Annotated in this window: 25 protein-coding genes and 1 tRNA gene; 10 read left to right on the top strand and 16 right to left on the bottom strand. The window is 65.2% G+C overall.

What is annotated here, in order from left to right; genetic code table 11:
* The first annotated feature begins 11 nt into the window (after positions 1 to 11).
* Both KFB96_RS04130 and KFB96_RS04125 read left to right on the top strand, forming a co-directional pair.
* A complete protein-coding gene (locus tag KFB96_RS04130; protein ID WP_213459248.1) occupies positions 12 to 3,167 on the top strand; it encodes a chemotaxis protein CheB in 3,156 nt (1,051 codons plus the stop codon).
* Positions 3,168 to 3,492: 325 nt separating this feature from the next.
* Positions 3,493 to 5,193: a bifunctional diguanylate cyclase/phosphodiesterase gene (locus tag KFB96_RS04125; protein ID WP_300971281.1), complete on the top strand. Its 1,701-nt coding sequence runs from the start codon at positions 3,493 to 3,495 to the stop codon at positions 5,191 to 5,193.
* On the opposite strand, the gene KFB96_RS04120 is transcribed toward KFB96_RS04125, so the two are convergent.
* Complete coding sequence (locus tag KFB96_RS04120) at positions 5,188 to 5,460, bottom strand: hypothetical protein (RefSeq protein ID WP_213465818.1); 273 nt, start codon at positions 5,458 to 5,460, stop codon at positions 5,188 to 5,190. The two genes, KFB96_RS04125 and KFB96_RS04120, sit on opposite strands and share 6 nt — an antisense overlap.
* Positions 5,461 to 5,883: 423 nt before the next feature.
* Between KFB96_RS04120 and KFB96_RS04115 the strand changes: the two genes are divergently transcribed.
* Together KFB96_RS04115 and KFB96_RS04110 are read left to right on the top strand one after the other, a co-directional pair.
* Positions 5,884 to 6,198 carry a nuclease-related domain-containing protein gene (locus KFB96_RS04115; RefSeq protein ID WP_213459245.1) on the top strand — a complete coding sequence of 105 codons (315 nt, stop codon included), beginning with the start codon at positions 5,884 to 5,886 and terminating at the stop codon, positions 6,196 to 6,198.
* Positions 6,199 to 6,284: 86 nt separating this feature from the next.
* Positions 6,285 to 7,355, top strand: a complete 1,071-nt coding sequence (locus KFB96_RS04110) for an endonuclease (RefSeq protein WP_213459243.1) — start codon at positions 6,285 to 6,287, stop codon at positions 7,353 to 7,355.
* Between the two features lie 61 nt (positions 7,356 to 7,416).
* On the opposite strand, the gene KFB96_RS04105 is transcribed toward KFB96_RS04110, so the two are convergent.
* On the bottom strand, positions 7,417 to 8,424 hold the full coding sequence (locus KFB96_RS04105; RefSeq protein WP_213459241.1) for a D-cysteine desulfhydrase family protein: 1,008 nt from the start codon (positions 8,422 to 8,424) through the stop codon (positions 7,417 to 7,419).
* 86 nt (positions 8,425 to 8,510) lie between these two features.
* Between KFB96_RS04105 and KFB96_RS04100 the strand changes: the two genes are divergently transcribed.
* On the top strand, positions 8,511 to 8,774 hold the full coding sequence (locus KFB96_RS04100; RefSeq protein WP_213459239.1) for a type II toxin-antitoxin system ParD family antitoxin: 264 nt from the start codon (positions 8,511 to 8,513) through the stop codon (positions 8,772 to 8,774).
* A 200-nt stretch (positions 8,775 to 8,974) separates the two neighbouring features.
* On the opposite strand, the gene KFB96_RS04095 is transcribed toward KFB96_RS04100, so the two are convergent.
* The 8 genes from KFB96_RS04095 to KFB96_RS04060 all read right to left on the bottom strand — a co-directional run bounded on the left by KFB96_RS04095 (position 8,975) and on the right by KFB96_RS04060 (position 16,657).
* Positions 8,975 to 9,065, bottom strand: a tRNA-Ser gene (locus tag KFB96_RS04095).
* 44 nt (positions 9,066 to 9,109) lie between these two features.
* Positions 9,110 to 9,328, bottom strand: coding sequence for a carbon storage regulator CsrA (gene csrA / locus KFB96_RS04090; RefSeq protein ID WP_007192647.1), 219 nt, complete (start codon positions 9,326 to 9,328; stop codon positions 9,110 to 9,112).
* A 265-nt stretch (positions 9,329 to 9,593) separates the two neighbouring features.
* Positions 9,594 to 10,823 carry an aspartate kinase gene (locus KFB96_RS04085; protein ID WP_213459237.1) on the bottom strand — a complete coding sequence of 410 codons (1,230 nt, stop codon included), beginning with the start codon at positions 10,821 to 10,823 and terminating at the stop codon, positions 9,594 to 9,596.
* A gap of 184 nt (positions 10,824 to 11,007) precedes the next feature.
* A complete protein-coding gene (alaS, locus tag KFB96_RS04080) occupies positions 11,008 to 13,608 on the bottom strand; it encodes an alanine--tRNA ligase (protein ID WP_213459235.1) in 2,601 nt (866 codons plus the stop codon).
* A gap of 34 nt (positions 13,609 to 13,642) precedes the next feature.
* Positions 13,643 to 14,098 carry a regulatory protein RecX gene (locus KFB96_RS04075; protein WP_213459233.1) on the bottom strand — a complete coding sequence of 152 codons (456 nt, stop codon included), beginning with the start codon at positions 14,096 to 14,098 and terminating at the stop codon, positions 13,643 to 13,645.
* A gap of 45 nt (positions 14,099 to 14,143) precedes the next feature.
* A complete protein-coding gene (recA, locus tag KFB96_RS04070; protein ID WP_213459231.1) occupies positions 14,144 to 15,202 on the bottom strand; it encodes a recombinase RecA in 1,059 nt (352 codons plus the stop codon).
* A 440-nt stretch (positions 15,203 to 15,642) separates the two neighbouring features.
* Complete coding sequence (thpR, locus tag KFB96_RS04065) at positions 15,643 to 16,155, bottom strand: RNA 2',3'-cyclic phosphodiesterase (protein WP_213459229.1); 513 nt, start codon at positions 16,153 to 16,155, stop codon at positions 15,643 to 15,645.
* Positions 16,148 to 16,657, bottom strand: a complete 510-nt coding sequence (locus tag KFB96_RS04060) for a CinA family protein (protein WP_213459227.1) — start codon at positions 16,655 to 16,657, stop codon at positions 16,148 to 16,150. The genes thpR and KFB96_RS04060 overlap by 8 nt, the downstream gene beginning before the upstream one ends.
* 134 nt (positions 16,658 to 16,791) lie before the next feature.
* Between KFB96_RS04060 and KFB96_RS04055 the strand changes: the two genes are divergently transcribed.
* Positions 16,792 to 17,073, top strand: a complete 282-nt coding sequence (locus KFB96_RS04055; protein WP_213459225.1) for a cupin domain-containing protein — start codon at positions 16,792 to 16,794, stop codon at positions 17,071 to 17,073.
* A 38-nt stretch (positions 17,074 to 17,111) separates the two neighbouring features.
* On the top strand, positions 17,112 to 17,606 hold the full coding sequence (locus KFB96_RS04050; RefSeq protein WP_213459223.1) for a DUF302 domain-containing protein: 495 nt from the start codon (positions 17,112 to 17,114) through the stop codon (positions 17,604 to 17,606).
* A gap of 208 nt (positions 17,607 to 17,814) precedes the next feature.
* Here KFB96_RS04050 and KFB96_RS04045 read toward each other — a convergent pair whose 3' ends face one another.
* Complete coding sequence (locus KFB96_RS04045; RefSeq protein WP_213459221.1) at positions 17,815 to 18,141, bottom strand: DUF1244 domain-containing protein; 327 nt, start codon at positions 18,139 to 18,141, stop codon at positions 17,815 to 17,817.
* Between the two features lie 176 nt (positions 18,142 to 18,317).
* Here KFB96_RS04045 and KFB96_RS04040 point away from each other — a divergent pair, with 176 nt between their 5' ends.
* Entirely contained in the window at positions 18,318 to 19,787 is a 1,470-nt protein-coding gene (locus tag KFB96_RS04040) for a 2Fe-2S iron-sulfur cluster-binding protein (protein WP_213459219.1), read from the top strand.
* Here the strand turns inward: KFB96_RS04040 and KFB96_RS04035 are convergent.
* The 4 genes from KFB96_RS04035 to KFB96_RS04020 form a co-directional block, all read right to left on the bottom strand.
* Positions 19,784 to 20,230, bottom strand: a complete 447-nt coding sequence (locus KFB96_RS04035) for a hypothetical protein (protein ID WP_213459217.1) — start codon at positions 20,228 to 20,230, stop codon at positions 19,784 to 19,786. The genes KFB96_RS04040 and KFB96_RS04035 overlap by 4 nt on opposite strands.
* A 104-nt stretch (positions 20,231 to 20,334) precedes the next feature.
* The gene (locus tag KFB96_RS04030) at positions 20,335 to 20,730 is read right to left on the bottom strand and encodes a DUF2750 domain-containing protein (RefSeq protein WP_213459216.1); all 396 of its coding nucleotides are present in this window, start codon (positions 20,728 to 20,730) and stop codon (positions 20,335 to 20,337) included.
* Positions 20,731 to 20,762: 32 nt separating this feature from the next.
* Entirely contained in the window at positions 20,763 to 22,229 is a 1,467-nt protein-coding gene (locus tag KFB96_RS04025) for a glycosyl hydrolase family 57 (protein WP_213459214.1), read from the bottom strand.
* Positions 22,230 to 22,274: 45 nt separating this feature from the next.
* Positions 22,275 to 23,678 (bottom strand): glycoside hydrolase family 57, encoded by a 1,404-nt coding sequence (locus KFB96_RS04020; RefSeq protein WP_300971280.1) that lies wholly within the window; start codon positions 23,676 to 23,678, stop codon positions 22,275 to 22,277.
* A 269-nt stretch (positions 23,679 to 23,947) separates the two neighbouring features.
* Between KFB96_RS04020 and KFB96_RS04015 the strand changes: the two genes are divergently transcribed.
* Entirely contained in the window at positions 23,948 to 24,199 is a 252-nt protein-coding gene (locus KFB96_RS04015; RefSeq protein WP_213459212.1) for a hypothetical protein, read from the top strand.
* Positions 24,200 to 24,408: 209 nt separating this feature from the next.
* On the opposite strand, the gene KFB96_RS04010 is transcribed toward KFB96_RS04015, so the two are convergent.
* The gene (locus KFB96_RS04010) at positions 24,409 to 24,879 is read right to left on the bottom strand and encodes a hypothetical protein (RefSeq protein ID WP_213459211.1); all 471 of its coding nucleotides are present in this window, start codon (positions 24,877 to 24,879) and stop codon (positions 24,409 to 24,411) included.
* Positions 24,880 to 24,916: 37 nt separating this feature from the next.
* On the opposite strand from KFB96_RS04010, the gene KFB96_RS04005 reads away from it, so the two are divergent.
* Entirely contained in the window at positions 24,917 to 25,051 is a 135-nt protein-coding gene (locus tag KFB96_RS04005; RefSeq protein ID WP_213459209.1) for a DUF2934 domain-containing protein, read from the top strand.
* The last annotated feature ends 381 nt before the right edge of the window (positions 25,052 to 25,432 follow it).

Genomic DNA, 25,432 nt, shown 5'->3' with positions numbered 1-25,432 from the left:
GGGTTTATGGAATGGGCATCCCTTCGCCGGCAACGGAAAATGGCGCCGCGCTCGAGCCCGCAGAGCCGTCGTCGCCACCGGCACCGCCGATCCCGACCGACGCGACCGCGGAACCGAATGACAAGGGGCAACCGCCCGCCCCGCCGCGCTTCCCCGTCGTCGGCATCGGTGCCTCCGCCGGCGGCTTGGCCGCGTTCGAGGCCTTCTTCTCGGCCATTCCGCACGATATCCAGACCGGCATGGCCTTCGTGCTGGTGCAGCATCTCGCGCCGGATCACAAGAGCATCCTGACCGAGCTGGTCAAGCGCTACACCCGCATGCAGGTCCAGGAGGTCGCGGACGGCATGCGGGTCGAGCCGGACTGTGCCTACATCATCCCGCCCAGCCACGACATGGCACTGTTCAACGGTGCGCTGCGCTTGCTCGAGCCCACGGCGCCGCGCGGCTTGCGCCTGCCGATCGACTTCTTCTTCCGGTCCCTGGCCCAAGACCAACACGAGCGAGCCATCTGTGTCGTGCTCTCGGGTACCGGCAGCGACGGCACCCTGGGGGCGCGCGCGATCAAAGGCGAAGGCGGCCTGGTCATTGCCCAGTCGCCCAAGACGGCGGCCTACGACGGCATGCCGCGCAGCCTCATCGCCAGCGGTCATGCCGATTACGTGCTGCCCCCGGCGGAGATGCCGGCGCACCTCATCGCCTATGCCGCACAGGCCTTCGGCAAAGCCACCCGGCCGATCGCCCCGGCGGCGGCGTCCGAGGATGCCCTGACCAAGATCTGCATCCTGCTGCGCGACCAGACCCGCCATGATTTCTCCCAGTACAAGGAGACCACACTGCGGCGTCGGATCGAGCGGCGCATGGCGCTGCATCGCATCGATCGCCAGGGCGACTATGTCGGCTTCCTGCGGCAGGACCCGGCGGAGATCGAGGCACTGTTCGGCGATCTGCTGATCGGCGTCACCAACTTCTTCCGCGATCCCGTGGCCTTCGCGGCCCTCGAGGAGGAGGTCATTCCGCGGCTGTTTTCCGGCAAGCCTGCAGGCGCGACCGTGCGGGTCTGGGTCTGCGGCTGCTCGACCGGCGAGGAGGCCTACTCCATCGCCATCCTGCTGCGCGAGCACATGGAAACCCTCAAACAGGCCTACAAGGTGCAGGTCTTCGCGACCGACATCGATCCGCGCGCCATCGCGCAGGCCCGCACCGGGCTCTATCCGACCAGCATCTCGTCCGACGTCTCCGCAGCGCGGCTGGCGCGCTTCTTCTCGGAGGACCCGCAAGGGGGCTACCGTGTTCAGAAGGTGGTGCGGGATCTGCTGGTGTTCTCCGAGCAGGACCTGGTGCAGGACCCGCCCTTCTCGCGGATGGATCTCATCAGTTGTCGCAACCTGCTGATCTATCTCAACGGCGATCTGCAAGCGCGCATCATCACGCTCTTTCACTATGCCCTGAATCCGGACGGCGTGCTCTTTCTGGGCACCTCCGAGACCGTCGGCGACATTCCTGCCCTGTTCGCGCCGCTCAACCGCAAATACAAGCTCTACAGCCGTCTGGAGCGACCGCGCGGCGCCTTCGCCCCTCCATCCGTGATGCGCGAGCCCCCGCCGGTGTCGACCGGCGACCCGCATCCCCTGCTGCCCGCCACGGCGGGTCGGGGCACGGGCAAGCTCGATCTGCGCGTGCTGACCGAGCAGGCCCTGCTGCGTCACTGCGCCCCCGCGGGCATCCTCGTCAACGGCCGCGGCGAGATCCTCCACATCGTCGGTCGCACCGGGCAGTACCTGGAGCCCGCCTCCGGCGATGCCACCATGAACATTGTCGCGATGGCGCGCGAGGGCTTGCGACGCGATCTGACGACCGCGCTGCACCGCGCGGTGACGCACCGCGAGCCGGTCCGTCGCGCCGGGCTGCGGGTGAAGACCAACGGCGACTTCAGCCGCTTCGATCTGACGGTGCGCCCGGAGCAGACGCATCTGGACGGGAGCCTGCTGACGGACTTCTACCTGATCGTCCTCGAGGCCGCTGCGGCGATCACGCCGGAGATGGCCGCGCCGAACACGACCACGCCGGACACGACCGCATCGGGGACGGCGGGAGACGCCCCGAGCACCGACGAGGGGGGCCGGGAGCAGAACCTGCGCATCGCCGAGCTGGAGCTCGAGCTGCGCGCGAAGGAGGAGTACCTGCAATCCACGCGCGAAGAGATGGAGACCTCCAACGAGGAGCTGAAATCCACCAACGAGGAGATGCAGTCGGTCAACGAGGAGATCCAATCCACCAACGAGGAGCTGGAGACCGCCACAGAAGAGCTGCAATCGGTCAACGAGGAGCTGGCCACCGTCAACGCCGAGCTCGAGATCAAGGTCGCCGATCTCTCGCGCGCCAACAACGACATGAACAATCTGTTCGCCGGCACGGGCGTGGCGATCCTGTTCGTCGACCACCAACTGCGGATCACCCGCTTCACGCCGACCGCGACACGGCTGATCAAGCTGATCCAGACCGACATCGGCCGACCGGTCGGCGACATCGTCTCCAACCTGATCGACTACACCGATCTCACCGAAGACGTGCAGGGCGTGCTGGGCGACCTGCTGCCCCGCGAGCACGAGGTTCAGACCCGGCAGGGCACCTGGTACCTGATGCGGATCGGACCCTATCGCACCCTGGAGAACGTTGTCGAGGGCGCCGTCATCACCTTCGTGGACATCTCCGAGCGCAAGCGCAGCGAGGACGCGGTCCGCGCGGCCCGAGCCTTCGCCGAAGCGATCGTGGATGCGGTGCGCGAACCCCTGTTGGTGCTGGATGCGGACCTGCGGGTGGTCTCGGCCAACCGCGCCTTCTATCGCCACTTCCGGCTGAGCGAAGCGGACACCATCAACCGGCCCCTGTTCACGCTGAGCCACCACCGCTGGGACATCCCGGCACTGCGCGATCGCCTGCAGGAGATCCAAGCCCGGGGCGGCAGTTTCGACGACTTTGCGGTGGAGCAGACCTTTCCGGACATCGGCGCGCGCTCGCTGCGGCTCAACGCCCGGTGCATCGAACCCGGCGAGGGTCAGCCCGGCATGCTCCTGCTCGCACTCGAGGACGTCACGGCCGGCGGCGCTCGCACCGCTGCGGACACCCACCTGAACGAACCGCCTCCGACGGGCGGGGACCGGCCATGACCGATCCGCATGATGCCGAAGACGGCAAGGATCCGGGCGCCACGGGCCTCCCGCCGCAGGCGCCCTCCTGCGAGGAGACCTCGGCACGGCTGCGTCGACAGGCCGAAGAGCGCCTGCCGACGCCCGACGCACCGTCACCGCGGGCGCTCGCACCCGAGGAGATCGAACGCCTGATCCACGAGCTGCGCGTGCATCAGATCTCGACAGCTGTCTCGAGCCCCGTCGGATCGACAATCAAGGTCACTGGCGAACCACCATCAGCGACATCACGGCGACCAAAGCGGGCGAGCAGCGGCTGCTCGACGCATGGACGCGGTTGCAACGGGTGGCGGGGATCGCCGATGTCGGCTTCCTGGAGTGGTATCCGCGCACCGGCACCATTGTCCTGCCACCCGCAGCGCACACCCCGACATGCGATGCCCGGGACGCCGCGTCGCCGCAGCACCTGGACGCTTGGCTGGCCCGGCTGCATCCGGAGGATCGCGAGGCTGTCCGCACCGGCTTTACCCAATTCGCCACCGACTGCGCGGCGCCCCCCGAAATCCACTACCGTCAACGCAGCGAAAACGGTGATTACCTCTGGTTCGCGGCCTACCTGGAGCCGATCCGGGATGACCGGGGCCGGCTCGATCGGGTTCTGATCGTTCACCAGGACGTCACCCGACGCAAGGAATCCGAGGAGCGCGCACTGCACTTGGTGCAGCACGACCCCTTGACCGGGTTGCCGGGCCGCAGCCTGCTCGAGCCGATGGCCGCGCAGATGCTTGCCGGCGCCGGGCGGTCGGGTCGACGCCTGGCGGTCTTGTTCGTCGACCTGGACCGGTTCAAGGCCATCAACGACACCTACGGACACGCGGCCGGCGACGAGGTGCTGCGGCAGACCGCGCAACGGCTGTGCGCGTCGTTCCGCGCCGACGACCTGGTGGCCCGGCTCGGCGGCGACGAGTTCGTCATCGTCCTGGCCAACATCCGGGACGAAGACGACGCCGCGACCGCCGCCGGCACGGCCGTCGCTGCCCTCGCGCGCCCTTACCCGGTCGCCGAGCAGGAATTGACCTGTCTGCCCAGCATCGGGATCAGTCTTTATCCGGACGACGCCACCACGGTGGACGCCCTGATCAAGTGTGCGGATCAGGCCATGTATCACGCCAAACACGTCACTCCGGGGCAGTTTCAGTTCGCCGCGGTCGCGCTCGAGCGCCAGACCAGAGCCGTTACGGCACTGAAGGCCAGCCTGCGCGAGGCGGTGTCGCAAAACGGGTTTCGACTCCTCTATCAACCGGCACTCGACCTGCGCAGCGGCGCCGTCATCGGGGTCGAAGCACTGCTGCGGTGGCCGCAAGCCGACGGCAGCGAGATCGCACCCTTGGTGTTCCTGCCGATCGCCGAATCGATCGGACTCATCCACGACCTCGGGGCCTGGGTGCTCCGGGAGGTCTTGCGCCAGCACCGCGCGTGGTTGGCCGAGGGATTGCCGCCGATCGCCGTCACGGTGAACGTCTCGGCGCGTCAGTTCCGCCATCAGTCGTTCCTGCAGCGCATCACGGACGCGTTGCGCGACGGCGGGGTCGCCCCGGCCCTGGTGTCGCTCGCAGTGGGCGAGGCCACGCTGCTGCAGGACACCACCGTATCGCGCCGCCTCTTGGATAAGCTGCATGCGCTCGGGGTGCGGGTGGCGCTGGACGACTTCGGCCTCGGACCCTCCTGCCTCGGCGAGATCGAAGACCTGCCGTTGGACGCTCTGGAGATCAACCGGACCCTGGTGCAGGGCTTGGACGGCGGGGTGCGGGCGCCGGCCATCGTCGAGACCATCGTGCGTCTCGGTCACGCCTTGCAGATCAAGGTCACCGCGATCGGCATCGAGACCGAGGCGGAGCTCGGCGCCGTGCGCGATCTCGGCTGTGATCGGGCACAGGGGTTCTATCTGGGCAAACCCATGACGGGGGACGCGCTCGCGGACTGGTATCGCCGCCGGCCGTCCACTCCCGGAAGCAACCCGTGCCCTCCGCTTGAGTCGCCCTCATGAGAAGAACGTCGTCGTGATCCGCTCGAGGTTCGTGGCCGGAGCAGTCGCGCGCAACCCTGATTGAATTCGATCCTCTCGCCCCGGGTCATGAAAAGCGGCCTGGATCACAACACCGATCCGATCAGCGACCTGGCCGGTCAGCACGCCCTCGCGATGCAGCGCGGCGAGCCTGGCAAGCCCTTCGGCGATACCCGCGGGTGCGTGCGAAGCGCCCGCCTGGATGGCGTCGAGATCGTTGCGGATGGCCACCTCGTCGTGGACGCTCACACGCTGTCTTGGCGCCGGGGTTGATGCGCCGACCGGCAGCGGTCAGGGCGCGGCCCTTGCGCAGGGCATCTTGGCGCAAGGCGGTGTCGGCCGGGTCGTCGGCCAAGGCCGCGAGGGCAGCGTGGTAGGCTTCCTTCGCGGCCGCGTAGGCGCGGTGCTCGGCGTGGGTCTTGAGGATGGCGAGCGCGAAGGCCCCGCCCACGATCAGCCAAACCCAGATGCTGTTGTCCATGGTTCTGCTCCTGCTTCCGGGGGCGAGTCGCGGTCTCGCGAACGACGCATCGACGAGTCCTGCGCGGAATCGTCGTCGTTGTGACGGTTGCGGGCCTGTCGAGTCTGTCCCCAAGCTCGCAAGACGGTCGAGCATAGCTTACACTTGTAGTGCTCGCAAAACCGCATACCCCCACCAGGAAACCCACGGTCATGGATCCGACGCTCGTCCTCGCGCCACTCGTGAATGCCCTCTGGTGGCTGATTCCGCTGGCGCTCCTCGGCGCTCTGCTCAAGTCCTCGCGGGTGAAAGGCAGCGTGGGCGAGCACCTCGTGCGTTGGGCGCTCCGGCTACGCCTGGACCGCGCGACCTATCGTGCCGTCCATGATCTCACCCTCCCGACACCCGACGGGACCACCCAGATCGATCTCGTCCTGCGCACCGTGAAGAAGGGGCCCAGGGCCGGCGATCGGTTCCGGGGATGCTCGACCTATCCGCAGTGCCGGGTGATGCAGCCGCTCGGGTGAGGGGCTGCGCTCTGGTTGGCGTGCCTGCAATCGGCGCGCTCTGCTAGAGTGCCCGGCCGCCGCGCTGTAAAGTCGATCCGTCCCCAATGCCCCGTCGCCCGTCTCCGAAACGCCCTCCACCCCGCCAATCTCCACGGCTCTCGGCTCTCGCCCGTCTCGTTCCGGTCCTTAATGGCAGTCTGATCGGTCTGCGCAACCTCGGCATCGGGCTGGCCCTCATCGGCTCGGTCTCGTTCCTGCCCGAGTCGTTGGTCCAGACCTGGCCCGAGCATGCGCAACGCGCGATCCAGATCACGCGCGATATCCGCACGCTGCTGTTCGATATTGTGCGTGATACGACCGCCGGCGTCGGCTCTTGGCTGTCCGACCTGGGCGGGGTGGACATCCCGGAGCTTGGTCGCGTCGTGGCCGAGCAGGTGCCGGGTTGGTTGTCCGGGGATCTCCGGCCGTTCGACCTGCCCGGTGCATCGAACACCGATCAGTCGGGCATTGTGCTCAGCTTCAGTGCGGCTCGAACGGCGCTCTACGACACCGTCTACAGAGGCCACCGGGTCACCTTCTACTGTGGCTGCCGCTACGACCGCAATGGTCGAACCGATCTCGAGGGATGCGGGCTCGCCACGTTGGACGGCAGCAGCCGGGCGCAACGGGTCGAGGCCGAGCACGTCTTCCCGGCATCTCAGTTCGGCAATTTTCGACGCTGTTGGCGTGAGCCGGCCGCCTTTTCCCAGTGCCGGAGCGACGGCGGCAACATCCTCTCCGGGCGCGCCTGCTGCGAGCGTGTCGACCCGACGTTCGTCACGGCCCACAACGATCTGCACAACCTCGTTCCGGCGGTCGGTGCGATCAACGCGGCACGCTCGAACTTCAATTGGGGCGAGCTGCGCTCCGGGCAGCGTCTGGGGGACTGCGCGATCCGCTTCGATCCGATCCTGCGCCGGGTTCAACCCCCCGACGCGGTGCGTGGCGAGATTGCCCGGACGATGTTCTACATGCGCGATACCTACGGCTTTCGTCTGAGTCGGCAGGACGAGAAGCTCTATGCGGTCTGGAACAACGCCGATCCGCCCGATGATTGGGAGATCGAGCGCAACCGGCGGATCAGGCGTTTGCAGGGCAAGGGAAACCGCTATGTGGAGAACTATCGGACGTTGTGACGGGCTTGATGAATCGGATGGTTCGAGCACTCTGTCACCGACGATCGGGAGCGTGCTCCTCTCAACCAGCCTCCGATTCATGCCCGATGGGCGTCTCGCTCAGAGTGCTCCGGTACGGCTCGGCAAACAACGCCGGCTGTCCGCCGGTGTGCCAGAACAGGATGCGCGCATCGCTCGGGAAGAAGCCTCGACGGATGAGATCCAGCAGGCCGCCGGCGGCGCGTCCGGTGTAGACCGGATCAAGGAGGATGCCTTCGGTGCGGGCGAAGACCCGGATCGCCTCGCGCTCGAGGTCGGTCATCACCCCGTAGCCGGGTCCGCAGTAGCGATCATCGACCTGCACGTCCGCAGCATCGAAGGCGATGCGTGGGCCCAACCTCGCGCTTGCATCGCTCGCCAGGGCGGCGACCTGTGGCTTCAGCGCGGATGCCGGCTCGTCGATGCCGATCCCGAGGAGCGTCCCGCGGTAGCCGAAGACCCGCTGCCCCAGGACCAGTCCGGCCTGGGTGCCGCCGCTGGAGCTGGCAAAGACCATCCAGTCCACCTCGACCCCCTGCGCGATCACCTCCTGCATCGCAAAGGCATAGCCCAGCGCTCCGGTCGGGTTGCTGCCGCCGTAGGGAACCATGTACGGGGCTTGGCCCTGCGCCGCGGCGCTCGCAACGGTCTCCTCGAGGAGACGATCGCGGTCGCGGCGATCGGGTGCCGCGACGATCCGCGCACCCAGAAGGTGATCGAGCAGCAGATTGCCGGACGCTTCGGCGGGACGCTCGCCGGTCAACACCAGGATGCAGTCCATCCCGCAGCGGGCCGCCGCCGCGGCGGTCTGGCGACAGTGGTTGGACTGCCAGGCGCCCGCCGTGACGAGGGTCCGGGCACCGCGGGCCTGCGCTTCGGCCACCAGGAACTCCAGCTTGCGGGTCTTGTTGCCGCCCAGCGCGAGGCCGGTCTGATCGTCGCGCTTGATGAAGAGCCGAGGACCGCCGAGTAAGGCCGAGAGCCGGGGCAGCGGCTCGACGGGCGTGGGCAGGTGGGCCAGGCTCAGGCGGGGAATGGTTGGGGCTGTCATCGGTGAGTTCTTTCCGCAGTCGGCCCAACGTGCCGTGCCAAGTGTGCCCACTGACCATCGTCGTGATCTGTTTTTGAGAATACGTCTTGCAGCAGGTCAAAAACGGTCGCTATGGCTCGGCAAGCGAGGTGATCCGCGCAAGCCTGCGCCTGCTCGAGGAACGGGAACAGCAACTCGAAGCGCTTCGCCAGGCTCTGATCGAAGGCGAAGACAGCGGCGAGGATGCACTGCTCGACATGGGCGCGACGCCTTGCCATTTGGGGATAACGTTCTCCGGGGACATGCGTCGGTCATCCTTGAATCTTCGCTCGACCGGTTGGTCGATCCGCTGGACAGGCGTTGCCCCATGATGACTGAGGGTGCAGAACTTGGCATAGTGGGGATGGATGCCCCACGCGAAACCCACGAAAGGACGTCCTCAGGGACGATTCGCCGACCGTTCGTCTGATCGTAAAGCCGGTTTCACAATGTCGCGAGGGTGGACTGGAAGGTGGGCTGAGAGAAGATTTTACAAGAAACTTCTTTTAAAAACAGTACGTTAAAATTATAGTGGCGGAGAGAGAGGGATTCGAACCCTCGATAGGGGATTAGCCTATACTCCCTTAGCAGGGGAGCGCCTTCAGCCACTCGGCCATCTCTCCGACGAACGCGTAGTTTATCCTGCCTACGCGCCCTTGGCTATAACTCAGTCGAGGCGAGTTCCCGGCGGAACTGCTCCGGCGATCGGACCACCTTCGGCTTGTTCCCGTTTAATGCGCTCGTAGATCTCCTCACGATGCACGGCGACGTCTCGAGGTGCATTGACCCCGATCCGTACCTGGTTTCCTTTGACGCCGAGGACGGTCACTGTGACCTCGTCGCCGATCATGAGGGTTTCGCCAACCCGGCGGGTTAGAATCAACATCGCTTAATCTCCCTTACGTTCCCTTTTCCGATTGATTGATATTACCCGAACCGTCAACCAGACGCATCGCGGGTCGGTTGTCTCGAAGGCACAGCCAGCCGCAGAACGGGTGTGAGAAACCAAGTCTCATTGCAGGATTTTAGCACCAGTCTGCAAGAACCAAAAAGTTTCATGCATTCCGCAAGGAACGTTGTCATCGAAAACGCAATTCCAAGAGACCCCCGCGGATTCGAGCCGACCGACGGTCGACTCAAGCTTAGCACTGTCAATCCGATACGTGTGCGCCAAGCCCAAACGCTTCATGGAGGGACCGGACCCCGAGCTCGAGATACTTCTCGTCGACGACAACCGAGATCTTGATCTCGGATGTCGAGATCATGCGGATATTGATCCCTTCTTTAGCCAGTGTCGAGAACATGAGACTCGCAATCCCCGCATGGCTGCGCATCCCGACCCCGACCAGCGAGATCTTCACGATCCGACTGTCGCCGAGCACTTGGCGTGCACCCAACTCCTTCGCCGTGCGGTCCAGAATCTCCAGCGCGCGGGGAAAATCGTTGCGGTGCACAGTGAAGGTGAAGTCGGTCGTCGCCTCTTGGGCGGCGACGTTCTGGATGATCATGTCGACTTCGATGTTGGCCTCGGCGATCGGCCCGAGGATCCGGTAGGCCACACCGGGCTGGTCAGGCACGCCGAGCACGGTCAGCTTGGCCTCGTCGCGACTGAAGGCGATTCCGGAGATCTTGGCGTCTTCCACGATGTCTTCCTCGAACGTAATGAGCGTACCCTCGCCTTCTTGGAAGCTCGAGAGCACGCGCAGGGGCACCCTGTATTTACCGGCAAACTCGACCGAACGGATCTGCAGCACCTTGGAGCCGAGACTCGCCATCTCGAGCATCTCCTCGAAGGTGATGCGATCGAGCTTGCGCGCTTTGGGCTCGACGCGCGGGTCGGTGGTGTAGACGCCGTCAACATCGGTGTAGATCTGGCATTCGTCGGCCTTCAGGGCCGCCGCGATCGCGACGGCCGAGGTATCGGAGCCGCCGCGCCCGAGCGTGGTGATGTTGCCTTCGGCATCGACGCCTTGGAAACCGGCGATGACCACGACCCGACCCGCGTCGAGATCGGCACCGACACGGGCGCCGTCGATGTCGTGGATGCGCGCCTTGTTGTGCACGCTGTCGGTGAGGATGTGCACCTGAGCACCCGTGTAGGAGCGGGCGGCACAGCCCATGGCGTCGAGCGCCATGCTCAGCAGGGCGATGGTCACCTGCTCGCCGGTCGACAGGAGCACGTCGAGCTCACGCGGGAGCGGGCGCTCCTGGATCTGCTTGGCGAGCCCGACCAATCGATCGGTCTCTCCGGACATGGCCGAGACCACGACCACCACTTGATGCCCCTCGTCGCGCCAGCGTTTGACGCGCTCGGCCACCGCCTTGATCCGCTCGGCATTGGCCACGGATGTGCCGCCGTACTTCTGAACGATCAACCCCATCGAATTCTCCCGGCACGCACGTCTCGATCTCTCCCGATGTGTTCCGTCCGATGAACCGCAAAGGCGCAAAGGACACAAAGAAAACGGTTGTTTCAATAGTCCCGATGGTTCGCCGCGCGCATCCCCGCAGCCCCGGGCAAGTCCGGATAGGCCGGGTTGACGGCAGCGTCACCGGACATGCAGCCTAGACCCGCTGCCGCACCCATCCGTCCACCAGCGCCAAGGCAGCGGGGAGACCCGCAGGATCGTTGCCGCCGGCCTGAGCCATATCCGGACGTCCGCCGCCCTTGCCGCCGACCTTCTCGGCGACCTCGCGGATCAGATCGCCGGCCTTCAGGCGGTCGGTGAGATCCTTGGTCACCCCGGCGATCAAGCTGACCTTGCCGTCGCCCTCGGTTGCGAGAACGACGACGGCCGAGCCGAGCTTGTCTTTGAGCTGATCGAGCGTGACGCGCAGGGCCTTGGAATCGGCCCCTTCCAGGCGCGCAGCGAGTACCTTGATGCCATCGATCAGCACCGCCTGCGACGCCAGATCCTGACCGGCGGAGCTGGCGAGCTTGGCCTTGAGCTGCTCGAGCTCCTTTTCGAGCCGACGACTGCGTTCGAGCAGCGCAACGACCCGCTGATCGATGTCCTCGCGTCCGCCCTTGAGCAGTCCGGCAAGGCGGATGAGCCGATCCTCGTCGGCCTCGATCCAGTCGAGCGCGGTCGCACCGGTCACGGCTTCGATCCGTCGCACCCCGGAGGCGATGCCGCTCTCGCCGATGATCTTGACCAGACCGATATCGCCGACGGCCTTCACATGGGTGCCGCCGCACAGCTCGGTGGAGAAGTCTCCCATGCGCAGCACGCGCACCTGCTCGGAATATTTCTCGCCGAAGAGCGCCGTGGCCCCGGACGCCTTGGCATCGTCGAGGTTCATGATCCGGGTCTCGACGAAATGATTCTCGCGGACCTCGCGGTTGACCATCCGTTCGATCTCCAGCAGCTGCTCGCGCGAGACCCCCTCGTAGTGCGAGAAGTCGAAGCGCAGTCGCTCCGGACCGACGAGCGAGCCCTTCTGCTGCACATGCTCGCCCAGGACGTGACGTAAGGCCGCATGCAGCAAATGGGTGGCCGAGTGGTTCAACGCCGTTGCGCGCCGCCGCTCGCCGTCGACGCGTGCGTCGACCCGATCGCCGACGCTCAGGACACCCTCGTCGACGCGGCCGAGATGACACACAGCGCCCTCGCCTTTCTTCTGCGCATCCAGCACCTCGAAGCGGCCGCCCTCGCCGACGAGCCAGCCGCGATCGCCGAGCTGGCCGCCGGACTCCCCATAGAAGGGCGTGAGATCCAGGACGACCAGACCTTCCTCGCCTGCGGCGAGCTGATCGCGGGAGCCATCGGCGGAGTAGATGGCGACGACCGTCGCCTCCTCTTGCAGGCGCTCGTAGCCGCAAAACTCGGTCTCGCCCTGCACATCGATCTCGAGAGCGGCCGCGCCGCCGAACTGGCTGGCGGCGCGTGCGCGCTCGCGCTGCTGCGCCATCGCCTGCTCGAAGCCGTTCATATCCAGAGACAGCCCACGCTCGCGGGCGATATCGGCGGTCAGGTCGGTCGGGAAGCCGAAGGTGTCGTAGAGCTTGAAGACGGTCTCGCCGGAGATCCGCGCATCGCTCATGCCCGCGATGGCCTCGTCGAGCAGGCGCATGCCGTGCTCGAGGGTCTCGGCGAAGCGCTCTTCCTCGAGCATGATGATGCGCTCGACATGCTCGCGAGCGGCGACCAGCTCCGGGTAGGCCGCTCCCATCTCGGCGACGAGCGGCGACACCAGTCGATGGAAAAAGGGCGTGGTGCAACCGAGCTGGTAGCCGTGCCGAATGGCCCGACGCATGATGCGACGCAGGACATAGCCCCTGCCCTCGTTGCCGGGCGTCACCCCGTCGGTGATCAGGAAGGCCGCGGAGCGGATATGGTCGGCGATGACGCGCAGCGACTTGTTCTCGCGATCGGCGCAACCGGTGAAGCGTGCCGCCGCGTCGATGAGACGCACGAACAGATCGATCTCGTAGTTGCTGTGCACGCCCTGCATGACCGCGGCGAGGCGCTCGAGCCCCATCCCGGTATCCACGGACGGGCGCGGCAGCGGGGTCAGATTGCCCTCGGCGTCGCGGTTGTACTGCATGAAGACCAGGTTCCAGATCTCCACGTAGCGGTCGCCGTCCTCGTCCGGCGAGCCGGGCGGCCCCCCGGGGATCTCGGGGCCGTGATCGTAGAAGATCTCCGAGCAGGGGCCGCAGGGTCCGGTCTCGCCCATGGACCAGAAGTTGTCCTTCGCCCCGCAACGCGAGAAGCGCGAGGCGTCGGCGCCGATCTCCTTCAGCCAGATGTCGGCGGCCTCGTCGTCTTCGGTGTAGACCGTGATCCAGAGCCGCTCGGGCGGCAGGGCCAGAACCCGGGTCAGATAGTCCCAGGCGAACTCGATCGCCTCGCGCTTGAAATAGTCGCCGAAGCTGAAGTTGCCGAGCATCTCGAAGAAGGTGTGATGCCGCGCGGTGTAGCCGACGTTCTCCAGATCGTTGTGCTTGCCGCCGGCACGCACGCACCGCTGCGAGCTGACCGCGCGGTTGTAGGCGCGCCGCTCGCGCCCGAGAAAGACCTCCTTGAACTGCACCATCCCGGCATTGGTGAAGAGCAGGGTCGGGTCATTGCCCGGCACCAAGGGGCTGGACGGCACGCGTTCGTGATCGCGTTGCGCGAAATAGTCGAGAAAACTCGCTCGAAGCTCTGCACTCGTAGTCATGGATATGCTCAGTTGGACTGCGGACGCCGGTCGGTCAATCGGGCCAGCGCAGGAAGCGGCGGATCATCTCGGGTGGAAATCCACGTTGCTCGAGGAAACGACCGCGCCGAGCGTACTCGGGGCGGTCGGCCGGCGGCGCGCTGCCGAATCGGCGATCGTAGATCTCTGCCATATAGGCGGCCCAATCATCCCGCATGGCATCGAGATGAGGGTCGACGAGGGTATCGGGAAGGCCCTTTTCATACAACTCGGAGCGGATTCGCAGTGGACCGAAGCCTTTGGCGGCCCGCTCGGCGACATACTGCTCGACCATGCGCTCTTCATCGAGCGCCCCGTCGGCGACCAGTCGGTCAAGCGCCTGCGCAATCCCGGCGTCATCGAAGCCGCGCGCACGCAGCTTACGTGTCAGCTCCAGGCGCGAATGCTCGCGGACGGCAAGCAGCCGACGGGCTCGGTCGGCAATCTCTGTCGCGGGGTCGGGTTCGTCCATTGCTCGAGGAGGGGCTTCGGCCTAAATCTCCGCGTAAATCTCCGCCTAAAGCTCTTCAGGGGCCTCGGCGGCGATCGGTGCGACTCCTCCGCCGCCGGGCAGCGGATCGCCGATCTTGGGCAGCAGCTTGTCGCGAATCTTCGCCTCGATCGCCTTGGCGATCTCGGGGTTCTCGCACAGGAAGACCCGCGCGTTGTCCTTGCCCTGGCCGATGCGATTGCCCTCGTAGCTGTACCAGGCGCCGGACTTCTCGACGAAGCCCTCGTTCACGCCCAGGCTGATGATCTCGCCTTCGCGCGAGATGCCTTGGCCGTAGAGGATGTCGAACTCGGCCTGTCTGAAGGGCGGCGCGACCTTGTTCTTGACGACCTTGACCTTGGTCTCGTTGCCGATGACCTCGTCGCCCTTCTTGATGCTGCCGATGCGGCGGATATCCAGCCGCACCGAGGCGTAGAACTTGAGCGCGTTGCCGCCGGTTGTGGTTTCCGGGGAGCCAAACATGACGCCGATCTTCATTCGGATCTGATTGATGAAGATGACCAGACAGTTGGAGCGCTTGATGTTGCCGGTGAGCTTGCGCAGCGCCTGGGACATCAGACGCGCCTGCAGGCCGACGTGCGAGTCGCCCATCTCGCCTTCGATCTCGGCCTTCGGGGTCAGGGCTGCGACCGAGTCGACGACCACGACATCGACCGCGCCGGAGCGCACCAGCATGTCGGTGATCTCGAGCGCCTGCTCGCCGGTATCGGGCTGGGAGACCAGCAGGTCGTTCATATTCACGCCGAGCTTCTCGGCATAGCCCGGATCCAGGGCATGCTCGGCATCGACGAAGGCCGCCGTTCCGCCGGCCTTTTGCGCCTCGGCGATGATGTGCAGGGTCAGTGTGGTCTTGCCGGAGGATTCGGGGCCGTAGATCTCGACCACGCGGCCCTTGGGCACACCGCCGATGCCGAGCGCGAGATCCAGACCGAGCGAGCCGGTCGAGATGGCCTCGATCTCCCGAATGACACCGGTGTCGCCCATGCGCATCACCGAGCCCTTGCCGAACTGTTTTTCGATCTGGGTCAGCGCGGCAGCCAGTGCCTTCTTGCGGTTGTCGTCCATTGGGTCTCCGTTGAACCTGATCGGCTTGATGTTCGTAAGGGGGCGTGTTCGGCGATGTCCGGATCCGACGCGATCGGCGCGCGCCGGAGCATCCGCCAAGACACTCGTCGCCCCACACGGCACGGCGTGGATTATCGCATAGCGAATCGGAAAACGGCACAAGGCATACCACCGGGCCGGGTGCGCAAGCGATTCAAATCACGCACGTCGCACGCTCGAGAAGCGGCGAAGTACGTCCGGCACGCCGCTTAAACCGCGCCCAGTGCGGTATGCGATGTTTTTGGATGGGATCGGCCCCGGCGGATTTCAGAGCCGCTGGAGCCGGCGCGGTTTAAAGTATTAAAAAATATAAAATTTATAAACCGCGCCCCCCGCTAAGGGTCGTGGATTCACTAAACTTCGAGCTCACTCGAAAGTGAGCATCTCGCTCTGGAAGCGGTTTAGATCAACGCCCAGCGACGACGCACCCGATAGCGGGGCCCCGGACCGCCGTATCCGGCGGCCAGCACGAGCTCGCGGACCGACCAACGAATCGGCGTCGGCCAAGCGGACACCGGCGTCGCCGCGGCCTTGCGCGCGAATGTGATGTGCGGTCGATACGGACGCGGATCGGCCGGCAGACCGCAGGTCGAGAGCTGCGCCTGAAGTTCCGACACGAGCGCGGTCAAGGGCTCGGGCGGCGACGCGGGCGCGCACCAGAGCACGCGCGCACGGGCGAAATGTCCGACCCGATCGATCTCGAGATCGAATCCAGGGGTGCGGATCCGATCCGCAGAGCGCTCCGCACAACCGAGCACCTCGGGTGCGAGCGGACCGAGGAAGGCAAGCGTCAGATGAAGGTCGCTCGGGTGGGTTGCCCGTGCGCCGACGGGCAGGAGCGCGGTGACCCGGGCAGCCAAGGCATCGCGGACCGCGTCATCGGGCCAAAGCGCGAAGAACCAGCGCTCAGCCAAGGTCGCAGAGCCGCTCGACCAGACCGTCGATCGCCGCCTGCACCGAGCAACGCCGCACGGCATCGCGATCGCCGTCGAAGTGGAAACGGCGGGTCTCGACCCGCCCCGCGGGCCATGCCCAGGCCAGACAGACGGTCCCGACCGGCTTCTCGGGGCTGCCGCCGCCGGGTCCGGCCACGCCGCTGATGGCAACGGCGACTTGGGCTTGGCTGCGACTCAAGGCGCCTAAGGCCATCTCCGCAACCACCGCCTCGCTCACGGCGCCCTGATCGGCAAGCGTCTCGGCCCGCACGCCGAGCATCTCCTGCTTGGCCGCGTTGCTGTAGGTGACGAAACCGCGATCGAGCCAGGCGCTGCTCCCGGCGAGATCCGTGACGACCTTCGCCAGCCAGCCGCCGGTGCAGGACTCCGCAACCGCAAGCCGCAGGCCCGAGCGCAGCATCAGCTCGGCAAGCGGGACGGCGCTCGGTTCTTGCGCGCAGGGGGATTGCGGATCATTCATGACGGAATCAAACCGCAAAGGCGTCGAGGACGCAAATCGGCTTCTCGGGTGGAAAATCCAACGGATTCGCTCCAGAATGCCGACCCATCAAAGCCAGACCCGCCGATCGCGGCGGCCGACCCCGGAGCCGATGGATGACCGACCTTCAAATCTACTGCGAGCACAAGCCCTCCCCCGCCAAGCTGGATGTCCTCGGCGTCGAGGACTGGGCAGTCTGGAAAAAGGAACCCTCGACCTTTCCCTGGCGTTACGATCGTGCCGAGACCTGCTATGTGGTGCGCGGGCGTTTTCATGTCACCCCGGCCGGCGGCGAGACCCACACCTTCAGCCGCGGCGACCTCATCACCTTCCCCGCCGGCATGGAATGTACCTGGGAGGTGGTCGAGCCGGTCGAGAAGCATTACCGATTCGACTAAACCGCTAAATACAAAAACCCAACCGGAGAGACACGACAATGCGAAAGATCCTGCTGTCCCTGCTGATCGCCCTGCTGCCCTTGACCTTCCTCGCGACCCAGACGCATGCCCAAAGCATGACGATCGCCGATACCGTGCTCAAGATGCCGCTGGCCGAAGACGTCTCGATGGACGAGGCCGTCGAGTCGATGATGCTGCGGGCCAACGCGCTGAACTTCAAAATGGTCGCTCACCTGCCCCTTTATAAGGAGCTGGAGTCGATGGGTGTGGAGGCTAAGCGGATCGAGATCTTCCAGTTTTGCGATGCCCGGATCGCCAATGAGATGATCAAGGAGAACATCGACTTCTCCGCGTATCTGCCCTGCCGAATCACCCTGATCGAGGATCAGGAAGGACAGGCATGGCTGACGACGCTCGACCTGAACAAGGTCATCGAGATGGCCGATCTACCGCCGAATCTGATGGAGCATGCCGTGAAGGTGCGCGACACCATCGAGGAGATCATGACCGCGGGCGCCACCGGCGACCTCTAAACCGCGCCCGGTGCGTCGTCATTGCTCGTACCGACTTCAACCATCGCGGCACGTGGCGCAGAGCGCCACGGGGCATGCGTGACACCGCAGAGCGGGTGTCACGAGCGATTGAAGGTTTGGGTGGCAACGGTCTTACTGAGCGAGCCCCGGCACCTGTTCGATCGACTCCTTGTCGAATGACCGCTCGAGCACGGCCGACATCGAGCCCCTAGGCCCCTCCGCCGTGGCCACTCACGCAGGCGTGCAACGGCTGAGTCTCCTCGAACAGACGCGCCTGCTCGGCGGTCGCTTCCTGCTGATGACGGCTCTTCCAGTCCGCATAGGGCATGCCGTAGATCGCCTCCCGCGCCTGGTCGTATGACAGCTCGACACCGCTCTCGGCCGCGGCGTTCATGTACCACTTGGCTAGACAGTTTCGGCAAAAGCCGGCCAGGTTCATGAGGTCGATGTTCTGCACGTCGGTACGGCGTTGCAGGTGCTCGACCAGACCGCGGAACGCGGCGGCCTCGATCTGGGTCTTGGTGTTGTCGTCCACGTCATCTCTCCTTCGAAAGGCATGTTGAGCCGATGGATTGAAGTCGCACCGGGAGGCGCGGATACTCGGGAGCGGATGATATCGGGGTGACGCGGAGGTTTTGCGCGTTCGGCCCACGCAAACGCCGTGCCTACGACACAACCCGACCCGCCGGCCAGAACGGAGACATCACGCCCATGGACTACCTGAGCCTGTCCCGCGCCGCACGCCTTGCCGGCGTCACCCGCGCCGAGCTGCAGCGGCGCATCAGACGCGGCGAGATCGACACCTTCGAGGGCTCGGTCGCCGTCAGCGATCTTCTGCGTGCCTTTCCGGCGGTCAGTCTTACGGACGACGCGGCGCTCGAGCGGGTCGAGCGCATCAAGAGCGATGCGCTCCCCAAGACCGAGGGGCATGATGCCGCATTGCCCGAGCCGCAGGTCCTGGTCGCACGGCTGCGGGCGATGAGCAAGACGCTCGTCGAGCGGATGTCGGCCCTGAGCGCCGCGGAGGACCTTTTGGATCAGGTCGGCGAGCGCATGGAGGCGCTCGCCGATTCAGGTCCCGAGAGCATCCGCGGACAGGCGTGCGAGACGCGCGACTGGTTCCACGGCGCCCGCGCGTCCCTGACCACCCGTGCGGTGACGGACGAGCGCGCACAGCTCTTCGCCAAAGACACCTTTCTTCGCATCATGGCAGCCAACGTCAAACTCATCCCGAGTGGTCACGACTATTTCGTCGAGGGCAACGAGTCGATTCTCGACGCCTCCGTGCGCGCCGGACTCAACCTCGACTATGGTTGCTCCAGCGGCAACTGCGGCGCCTGCAAGGCGCGCCTGATCAGCGGCGAGACGCGGCGGATCCGCGAGCACGACTATGTGTTGAGCGAGCGCGAGAAGGCGATGGGCTATCTCTTGACCTGCTCGCATACGGCCGTCACCGACGTCGTCATCGAGGCGGCCGAGGCGCTCACGGTGACCGATCTACCGCATCAGGAGATTCGAGCCGGTCTGCGCAAGCTCGAGCACATCTCCGAGGATCTCGTCTCGCTGAACGTCCAGACCCCGCGGACCCAGACGCTGCGGTTCATGTCGGGCCAGCGCGTGCGACTCACGCTCGAAGAGGGTGCGAGTCGCGAGCTGTCGATCGCAAGCTGTCCCTGCAACGCCCGAAACCTCTGGTTCCATATCCGACGCGGCACCGATGCCTTTTCGGACGCCGTCTTCAAACCCCTGCGCCCCGGCCATCCGATCACGGTCGAGGGGCCATACGGACGCTTCGTCCTGACGGAGGACGCGCCGGAACCGGCGGTCTTCATCGCCTTCGGCGACGGTATCGCACCCGTGAAAAGCCTGATCGAGCACGCCGTTTCGATCGACGTGATCGAATCCTTCCATCTCTACTGGGACACGCAGTATCCGGAGGGGCACTATCAGGGACGTTGGGGCCGCGCGCTCACGGATGCGTTGGACAACTTCCAACTGACCCCGCTGATGAGCGGCCGCGCGGAGGATGTCTTCGCGGTCATCCGCGCCGATCACCCGGATCTGCGCGGACTGCGTTTCTATCTGGCCGGGCCGCAAGCGCCTATCGAAAGGCTGGCGGAGCTGCTCCGCGACGAAGCAATCGCCGATGGGTGGATCGCTTGCGAGATCACCGAGACTTAAACCTCGAGCAGCCCCGCCATGGTCCGATAAAACCCGTCGAGCCAAGGCTCGGGTTGGTCGAACTGCCACAGCAGAGGCCGTGATCCGGTGGTCTCGCGCGAGCTCGTGTAGATCATCTTGCCATCCCGGGTTTCACACACCTCGAAGGAGCACAGACCGCCGGGGACGTGCAACATGAGACCGCAGGGGTGCGCTTCTCCGCCGAGCACAGCAGCCACCAATCCGTGGACACGGTCGGGTCGCCGGTCGTAGTCCCGCGGCCAGATGCGTTTGAGCACGTCGATCTTGACGAAGTTGTCCTGAACGTCGGCGAACGCCCTCAGCAAGGGGAGCGCCGCCTCGTGTCGACGCAGCGCCTTCTCCAGCGACGTCTCCTTGACCTCCTCGTGCGAGGTTCGGACACGCTCTGCCTGAGCCTTGATCTTGTTTAAGGTATCGTTCACGGCGTTCATCCCTTCGTGACCAAAACGCGTGCCCTCGACGGACTCGCGAGCATCCGCAACCCGCGAGTGATCGGCCTCGGATCATTCCATTCAAAGCAGCTCCGTCAACCGCCCTGCTCGGCCTCCTCCCTGAGATCGTCCAACAGGGTCTCCGGCGCGATGACCACACCCGACCCATCCGGCGCCGGAAACACCGCGACCATCCGGCCATCCTTCGCCATGCCGGGCAACCAACGGGTCATGAAGACGTCAAGCCCCAGTGGCTCGGCCCGACAATCGGCCCAATCATGCGTCGCCAGCGCCGCGGCACATGCCGCCTCGGGCCAGAAGGGAAAGCAATCCCGCCCTTCATCGTCGGAGAATGCAATAAAACCATCATCTCCCTTCAAGGTCCAGACCTGGCCCTGTTGCGTGACCCGTGCAAGAAACGCGATATAGCGCTCTTCGCCCGGCAGGTCGAAACTGCCCGAGAGATCCTCTGCGTTCGGTAATGCGTTCATTGCACACTCGTTTCCAAAAAAATTGATTGCGGTCAGCCGAAATCCTGCTCGAGGATCGCATTGACCCGTCGGCAGATTTCGCGCCCGTAGTCGGTCCAAAGGCCCTGTCCCCAGTAGCGATAGCAGCTGGTTTGGGAGGCCATCAGGTGAAAGAGCGCGTTGCGATAGCGCGGGTCGTTGGTGGCGATGCCGGGGATCAGGACCTTTTGGTTGAAGTGGGCACTCGCCTCTTCCATCGGGCCCAGCACGTCGTCGTAGCCCTTCACCCAGGAGAGGTCCGACGTCCAACTGCCGCCTTCCATGTGGAATCGGCCGTCTTCCTGCTTGAGCTCGGCGATTGCCTTTTCCAGCTTCTCCGGTCCGTCGCCCGGTTGGATGCGTGCCCAGATGCGATCGTGGAACAGGGGTTGAACCTCGGGGAGATCGGACTCCTTGATCCCGAGCGCGAAGAGATGCTCCAGGTATTCGCTCCCGTTCATCATCGGCGTGTCGGTGTGGCTCGAGGCCCCGACCACCTCCATGAACTTGCCCGGGAACTCGTTCATCATGACGCCCCCGTTCTCGCCGTCTGCAATCTGGGTGACCAGCGGCGGGATCGACTTGCCGGCGAGCGCGACGCGCTGCAGCCCTTGCGCCTCGTACCAGGGCTGCATCTGGGCGACCAGCTTGGTGTCCGACCCTTGCGTCTTGACGATGGCGATGATGCTCGCGGTCTCGCCGTGCGAATTGGTGACGACCAGGCGATGCGGGATGTGCGGGCGCTCCGGATTCCGCCCGGTGTCGATCTGCTGGACCGTGTGCTCCTGCACCAAGACCCATTGAAAACCGCAATCCACCAGCGTCTTGACGAAGGCGTAGGCGACGTCGGGATGATTGGGCAGGGCCATCTCGGATGGAGAGAAGCCGCGCACCCGCTCCAACGCCTCCCAGCCGAAGATGGCGGCGAAGTGATGCTGGAACGCCTTCACGTGCAGACGGAAATCCTGCGCCGGCGTGGAGGGTGCGACCGCATGGCCCCAGGGCATCCCGAGCCACTCCACAGCCCAGTTGTAGTCCGGGTTGCAGGTCATGCCCTTGAGCGCATCGATCACATGATGCTCGCCCATCTTGCGCAGACCGTGCAGCAGGGTGCCCGAGTATTCGAGCATGCAGCGCGGTGACTTGCCCTCGCCGATCAACTGGGGGATGAACTCGCCCATCCGCTTGTAGCACCAGACGAAGGCCGGGGCGTTGTAATTGTCCCCGATGTGCTGGTTCTCCATCATGTACTGGAGGTTGCTGATCAATGCGGCGCTGCGCAGATCCCCGCCGCCGGCCGGGATCAGGGGCTGATGCTGATGCAGGGCGATGGCGGTCGCCGAGCGGATGGAGCCGAAATCGATACCGCCGCGATCGGCGAACAGCGTCCGCGTGCGCGCGTCGGCAACGACGGCCTCGACGTTCGACTCATGGCCGCAGATATTCGGAAGGTCATCGACGTACTCGGGTAGCGGTTTCACGCTGGACTCCTGGAGGAAATGTGGTTCCGGGGTTGCCGGAGTGGATCAAGAGGATTTCGGTGCCGGTGTTTCGAATTCGGCCGATCGATCGGGCGCGGGGCTCGGCGGGGCCTTCGCGGCCGCCTCGGTGCGAATCTCCGCTGCGTCCGCACCGGATGCGGGGACGGAAGCGAGCGCGGGCTCCGGCTTGGATTCCGGCTTGGACTCCGGCTTGGACTCCGGCTTGGACTCCGTTGTGGACTCGGGCGCGGGTGCATCGGACTGCGCGGGCTCCGCGCAGATCCCGATACGCGCAAGCGCCGCCCGACTGGCCTCGAGGTCCGCCTCGGCACGCGGCACCCAGGCCTCGCCCCAGTAGAGATGACAGCTGGTCTCGGCGCGCAGCAGACGCCACAGCGCCTCCTCGATCGCCTCGGCCTCTGGACCTTCGCAAACGCCGCGCTCGGTGGCGTACCAACGTGCATCGTGGACCATCCGACTGGCCTTGGCGAAGGCGTCGATCGCCTGCTTCTGCCGATCCGAGCCGGTCCATTGGGTGAAGTCGCGCCCATGGTGCCAGCCGGTGTTCCAGGCGCCGGTGCGCACACGCACCTCGCCCCGGGCGCCGTAGGTATCCAGATAGCGACTGATGAAGGTGGGCGCGATCGCGGCCTCGCCGGCGGCGACCCGCTCGAGCAAGGGCAGATAGAAGGCGCTCCAGAAGTTGGCCCCTTCGGTCACGTTGCGGAACCAGCCGCCGTTCTCGCCGTCGGTGCAGGTGGTCACCAGAGGCGTGAAGTCGCACCACTTGGTCCGTTCGGCGACCTCGGCAAGGAACCAATCCAGCTCCATCCCGGATTCCTGGGCATCGGAGAGATCGCGATCGCGCACGATGACCGTGATCGCCTCGCCCCCGAAACGCGCGATGTGCGGCCGATAGCGAAGCTCCTGCCAGCTCATTGGAGAGATCGGCTCGACGTGCTCGCTGTCGACCATGACATACCGATAGCCGAAGGCGCGCAGCAGCGGGATCAGCTCCATCGAGAAGCCCATCTCGGGCGGCCAGAAGCCTTGGAAGCGCGGACGCCACAGCAGGTGATGCGCAATGCCGAGCCAGCGGCGCAGCTGCTCCTCGCGGTCGGCCTCCGGGATCAGGGGCAGCACCGGGTGGTAATAACCCGTCCCCAAGACCTCGAAGAGCTTCTCGTTCTGGAAGTGCCACAGGAGCGACCCGCAATCCACGGTGCCGTAGACACGTTTCTGGAACTCGGGATTCGACAGGGTCTCGAGCAGGGTGCCGGACAACGAGACATGGACGCGGGCCAGGTCTTCGTGACCCCAAAGGCTGCGCGGGATGCGGTCCAGGGCGAAGAGGATCTCGTTGGCCTCCCAGCTCTGGTTGTCGAGGAGCTCCTCGAGATTGCCGGCGGGCTGATGCAGGTTCAAAACGAGCGCATGCTGGGCGATCACGGTACGACACTCCGAGATGTCATTGGAAGGATGTCATCAGGGGGATGGCATGAGGGGAATGGCATTCGTGGACGGAATGGGGCGCGAGAGTTCCAAGGCGACGAGGATAACAGAAGCGCGACCAACGCCCAAAAACCCGACGCCTCCTGTCGCTTCGCACTTGCGCCCGCCGAGCGGACGCACCATTTGGCCGGAGGGGCGGACGTTTCGTCCGCCGGGCAAGTGCGCCGCACGCACCGCCGAGCCAAGCCGCCGAGACCGGATATCGCATGCCCAAGATTCTCATCGACCCCGAGTCGACGTCGCTGGATCACAGATTCGCGATCATCAAGACGAAACGCACCGACCGTGCCCGCTACCCGGAGGGATGCGTCACCGTCGTCGACGACGAGGCAACAGCGCTTGCGGGGGCGGGGGCGGGGGCGGATGCGCAGCGTGGGCTCCATCCGGCGATCGTCTACGGACCCTCGAGCTCATCGGAGGGCCAGCGTCTCTATTATTTGGTGCGTTGGCTCGCATGAACGCTTCAGCTTCGAGGGCGCAGAAGCCGCGGATCTCTGGACGCGTTTCGAGGCCGGCGAGTTGATCCTCGCCTCGGAGCCCTACGCCTACTGCCGACACGGACCCGGCGCAGGCGTTGAGGTCGGAATAATGTGCTTGAAATCCATGCGTCCGTTCCTGCCACGGAAGCGAGAATCCCGTGTATCCTTATCGGTGATGACGAGAGAGATCACCGCCGTTTTTGAGTCAAGAGGTCGAATGACCGACGGGGTCTCAGCTGAAACCCCGAAGAGACCACACCGGAATCCAAGAGGCGAGCGAGCGACATGGCCGACAACAAAACGATCGTAACGAAGAAGACGGCGCCCAAGGCGGCAGCCGACAACAACACAGCCATCAAGAAGACCGCAGCGAAGAAGACGGTCCAGACATCGACCGCAGCCCCGAGCGCCGGGCTCAAGGCCGCACCGACCAAGGCGACATCCGTAAAGCCGACCGGCATCGCTGCGAATCCAAGCCCGGCACAACCAGCTCCATCGAAACCTGCCGCTACGAAGAAGATCACGCCCGCACCGGCCAAGATGCCCACGGTCAGCGCAGACGCAAGAAAGACATCCGCCAAGAAGGCACCGGCGAAGTCCGCAGCCTCGGCAACGGGCTCGACCCCGAATGCGCTCGAAAGCAAATCGATCAGCCTCAAATCACTCGCCAACGTCTCGGACGAGGAGCGACTGCACATGATCCACGAGGCGGCCTATTACCGCGCCGAGAAGCGCCGCTTCGCGCCCGGACACGAGGTCGAGGACTGGGCCGAGGCCGAACGCGAGATCGACGAGCTACTCGCCAATGCCAAGCGGATCTCCGGACGCTGATTCCAAACCGCGCGCCGAAGCGGAGCCGGTCCCGCCCGGCATTCTTTCGACGTACCTCGATGCCTTGCAACTCGTCGAGAAGCCAAACCCGCCAGCCCAAGCGATCCTCGGCCATTCGGAACCCCAATCAAGACATCGTAGGATGGGTAGAGCGCAGCGAAACCCATCCTCCCACACTCAAACATCCCAGCCGGAGCGCCAAGAGCGCAGCGAAACCCATCCTCCCCCCCGGCCGCAATACCAAACCCGGTAAGCGCGGCCTAGTCTGCACCCCCGACCAAGACCCAGCGTAACGGCAACAACACGCTGCGGGTCGCGCTTGGCTTCGACACCACCGGCGCGATCGAGAAGCTCGGCAGACCGGTCGTCGAGCGTCGCGCA

The sequence above is a fragment of the Thiocapsa sp. genome (assembly GCF_018399035.1).
In the GTDB taxonomy this organism is placed as follows: Bacteria; Pseudomonadota; Gammaproteobacteria; order Chromatiales; family Chromatiaceae; genus Thiocapsa.
Note: the sequence above shows the minus strand (reverse complement) of the source record. Positions and strands in the feature narration are given on the sequence as shown.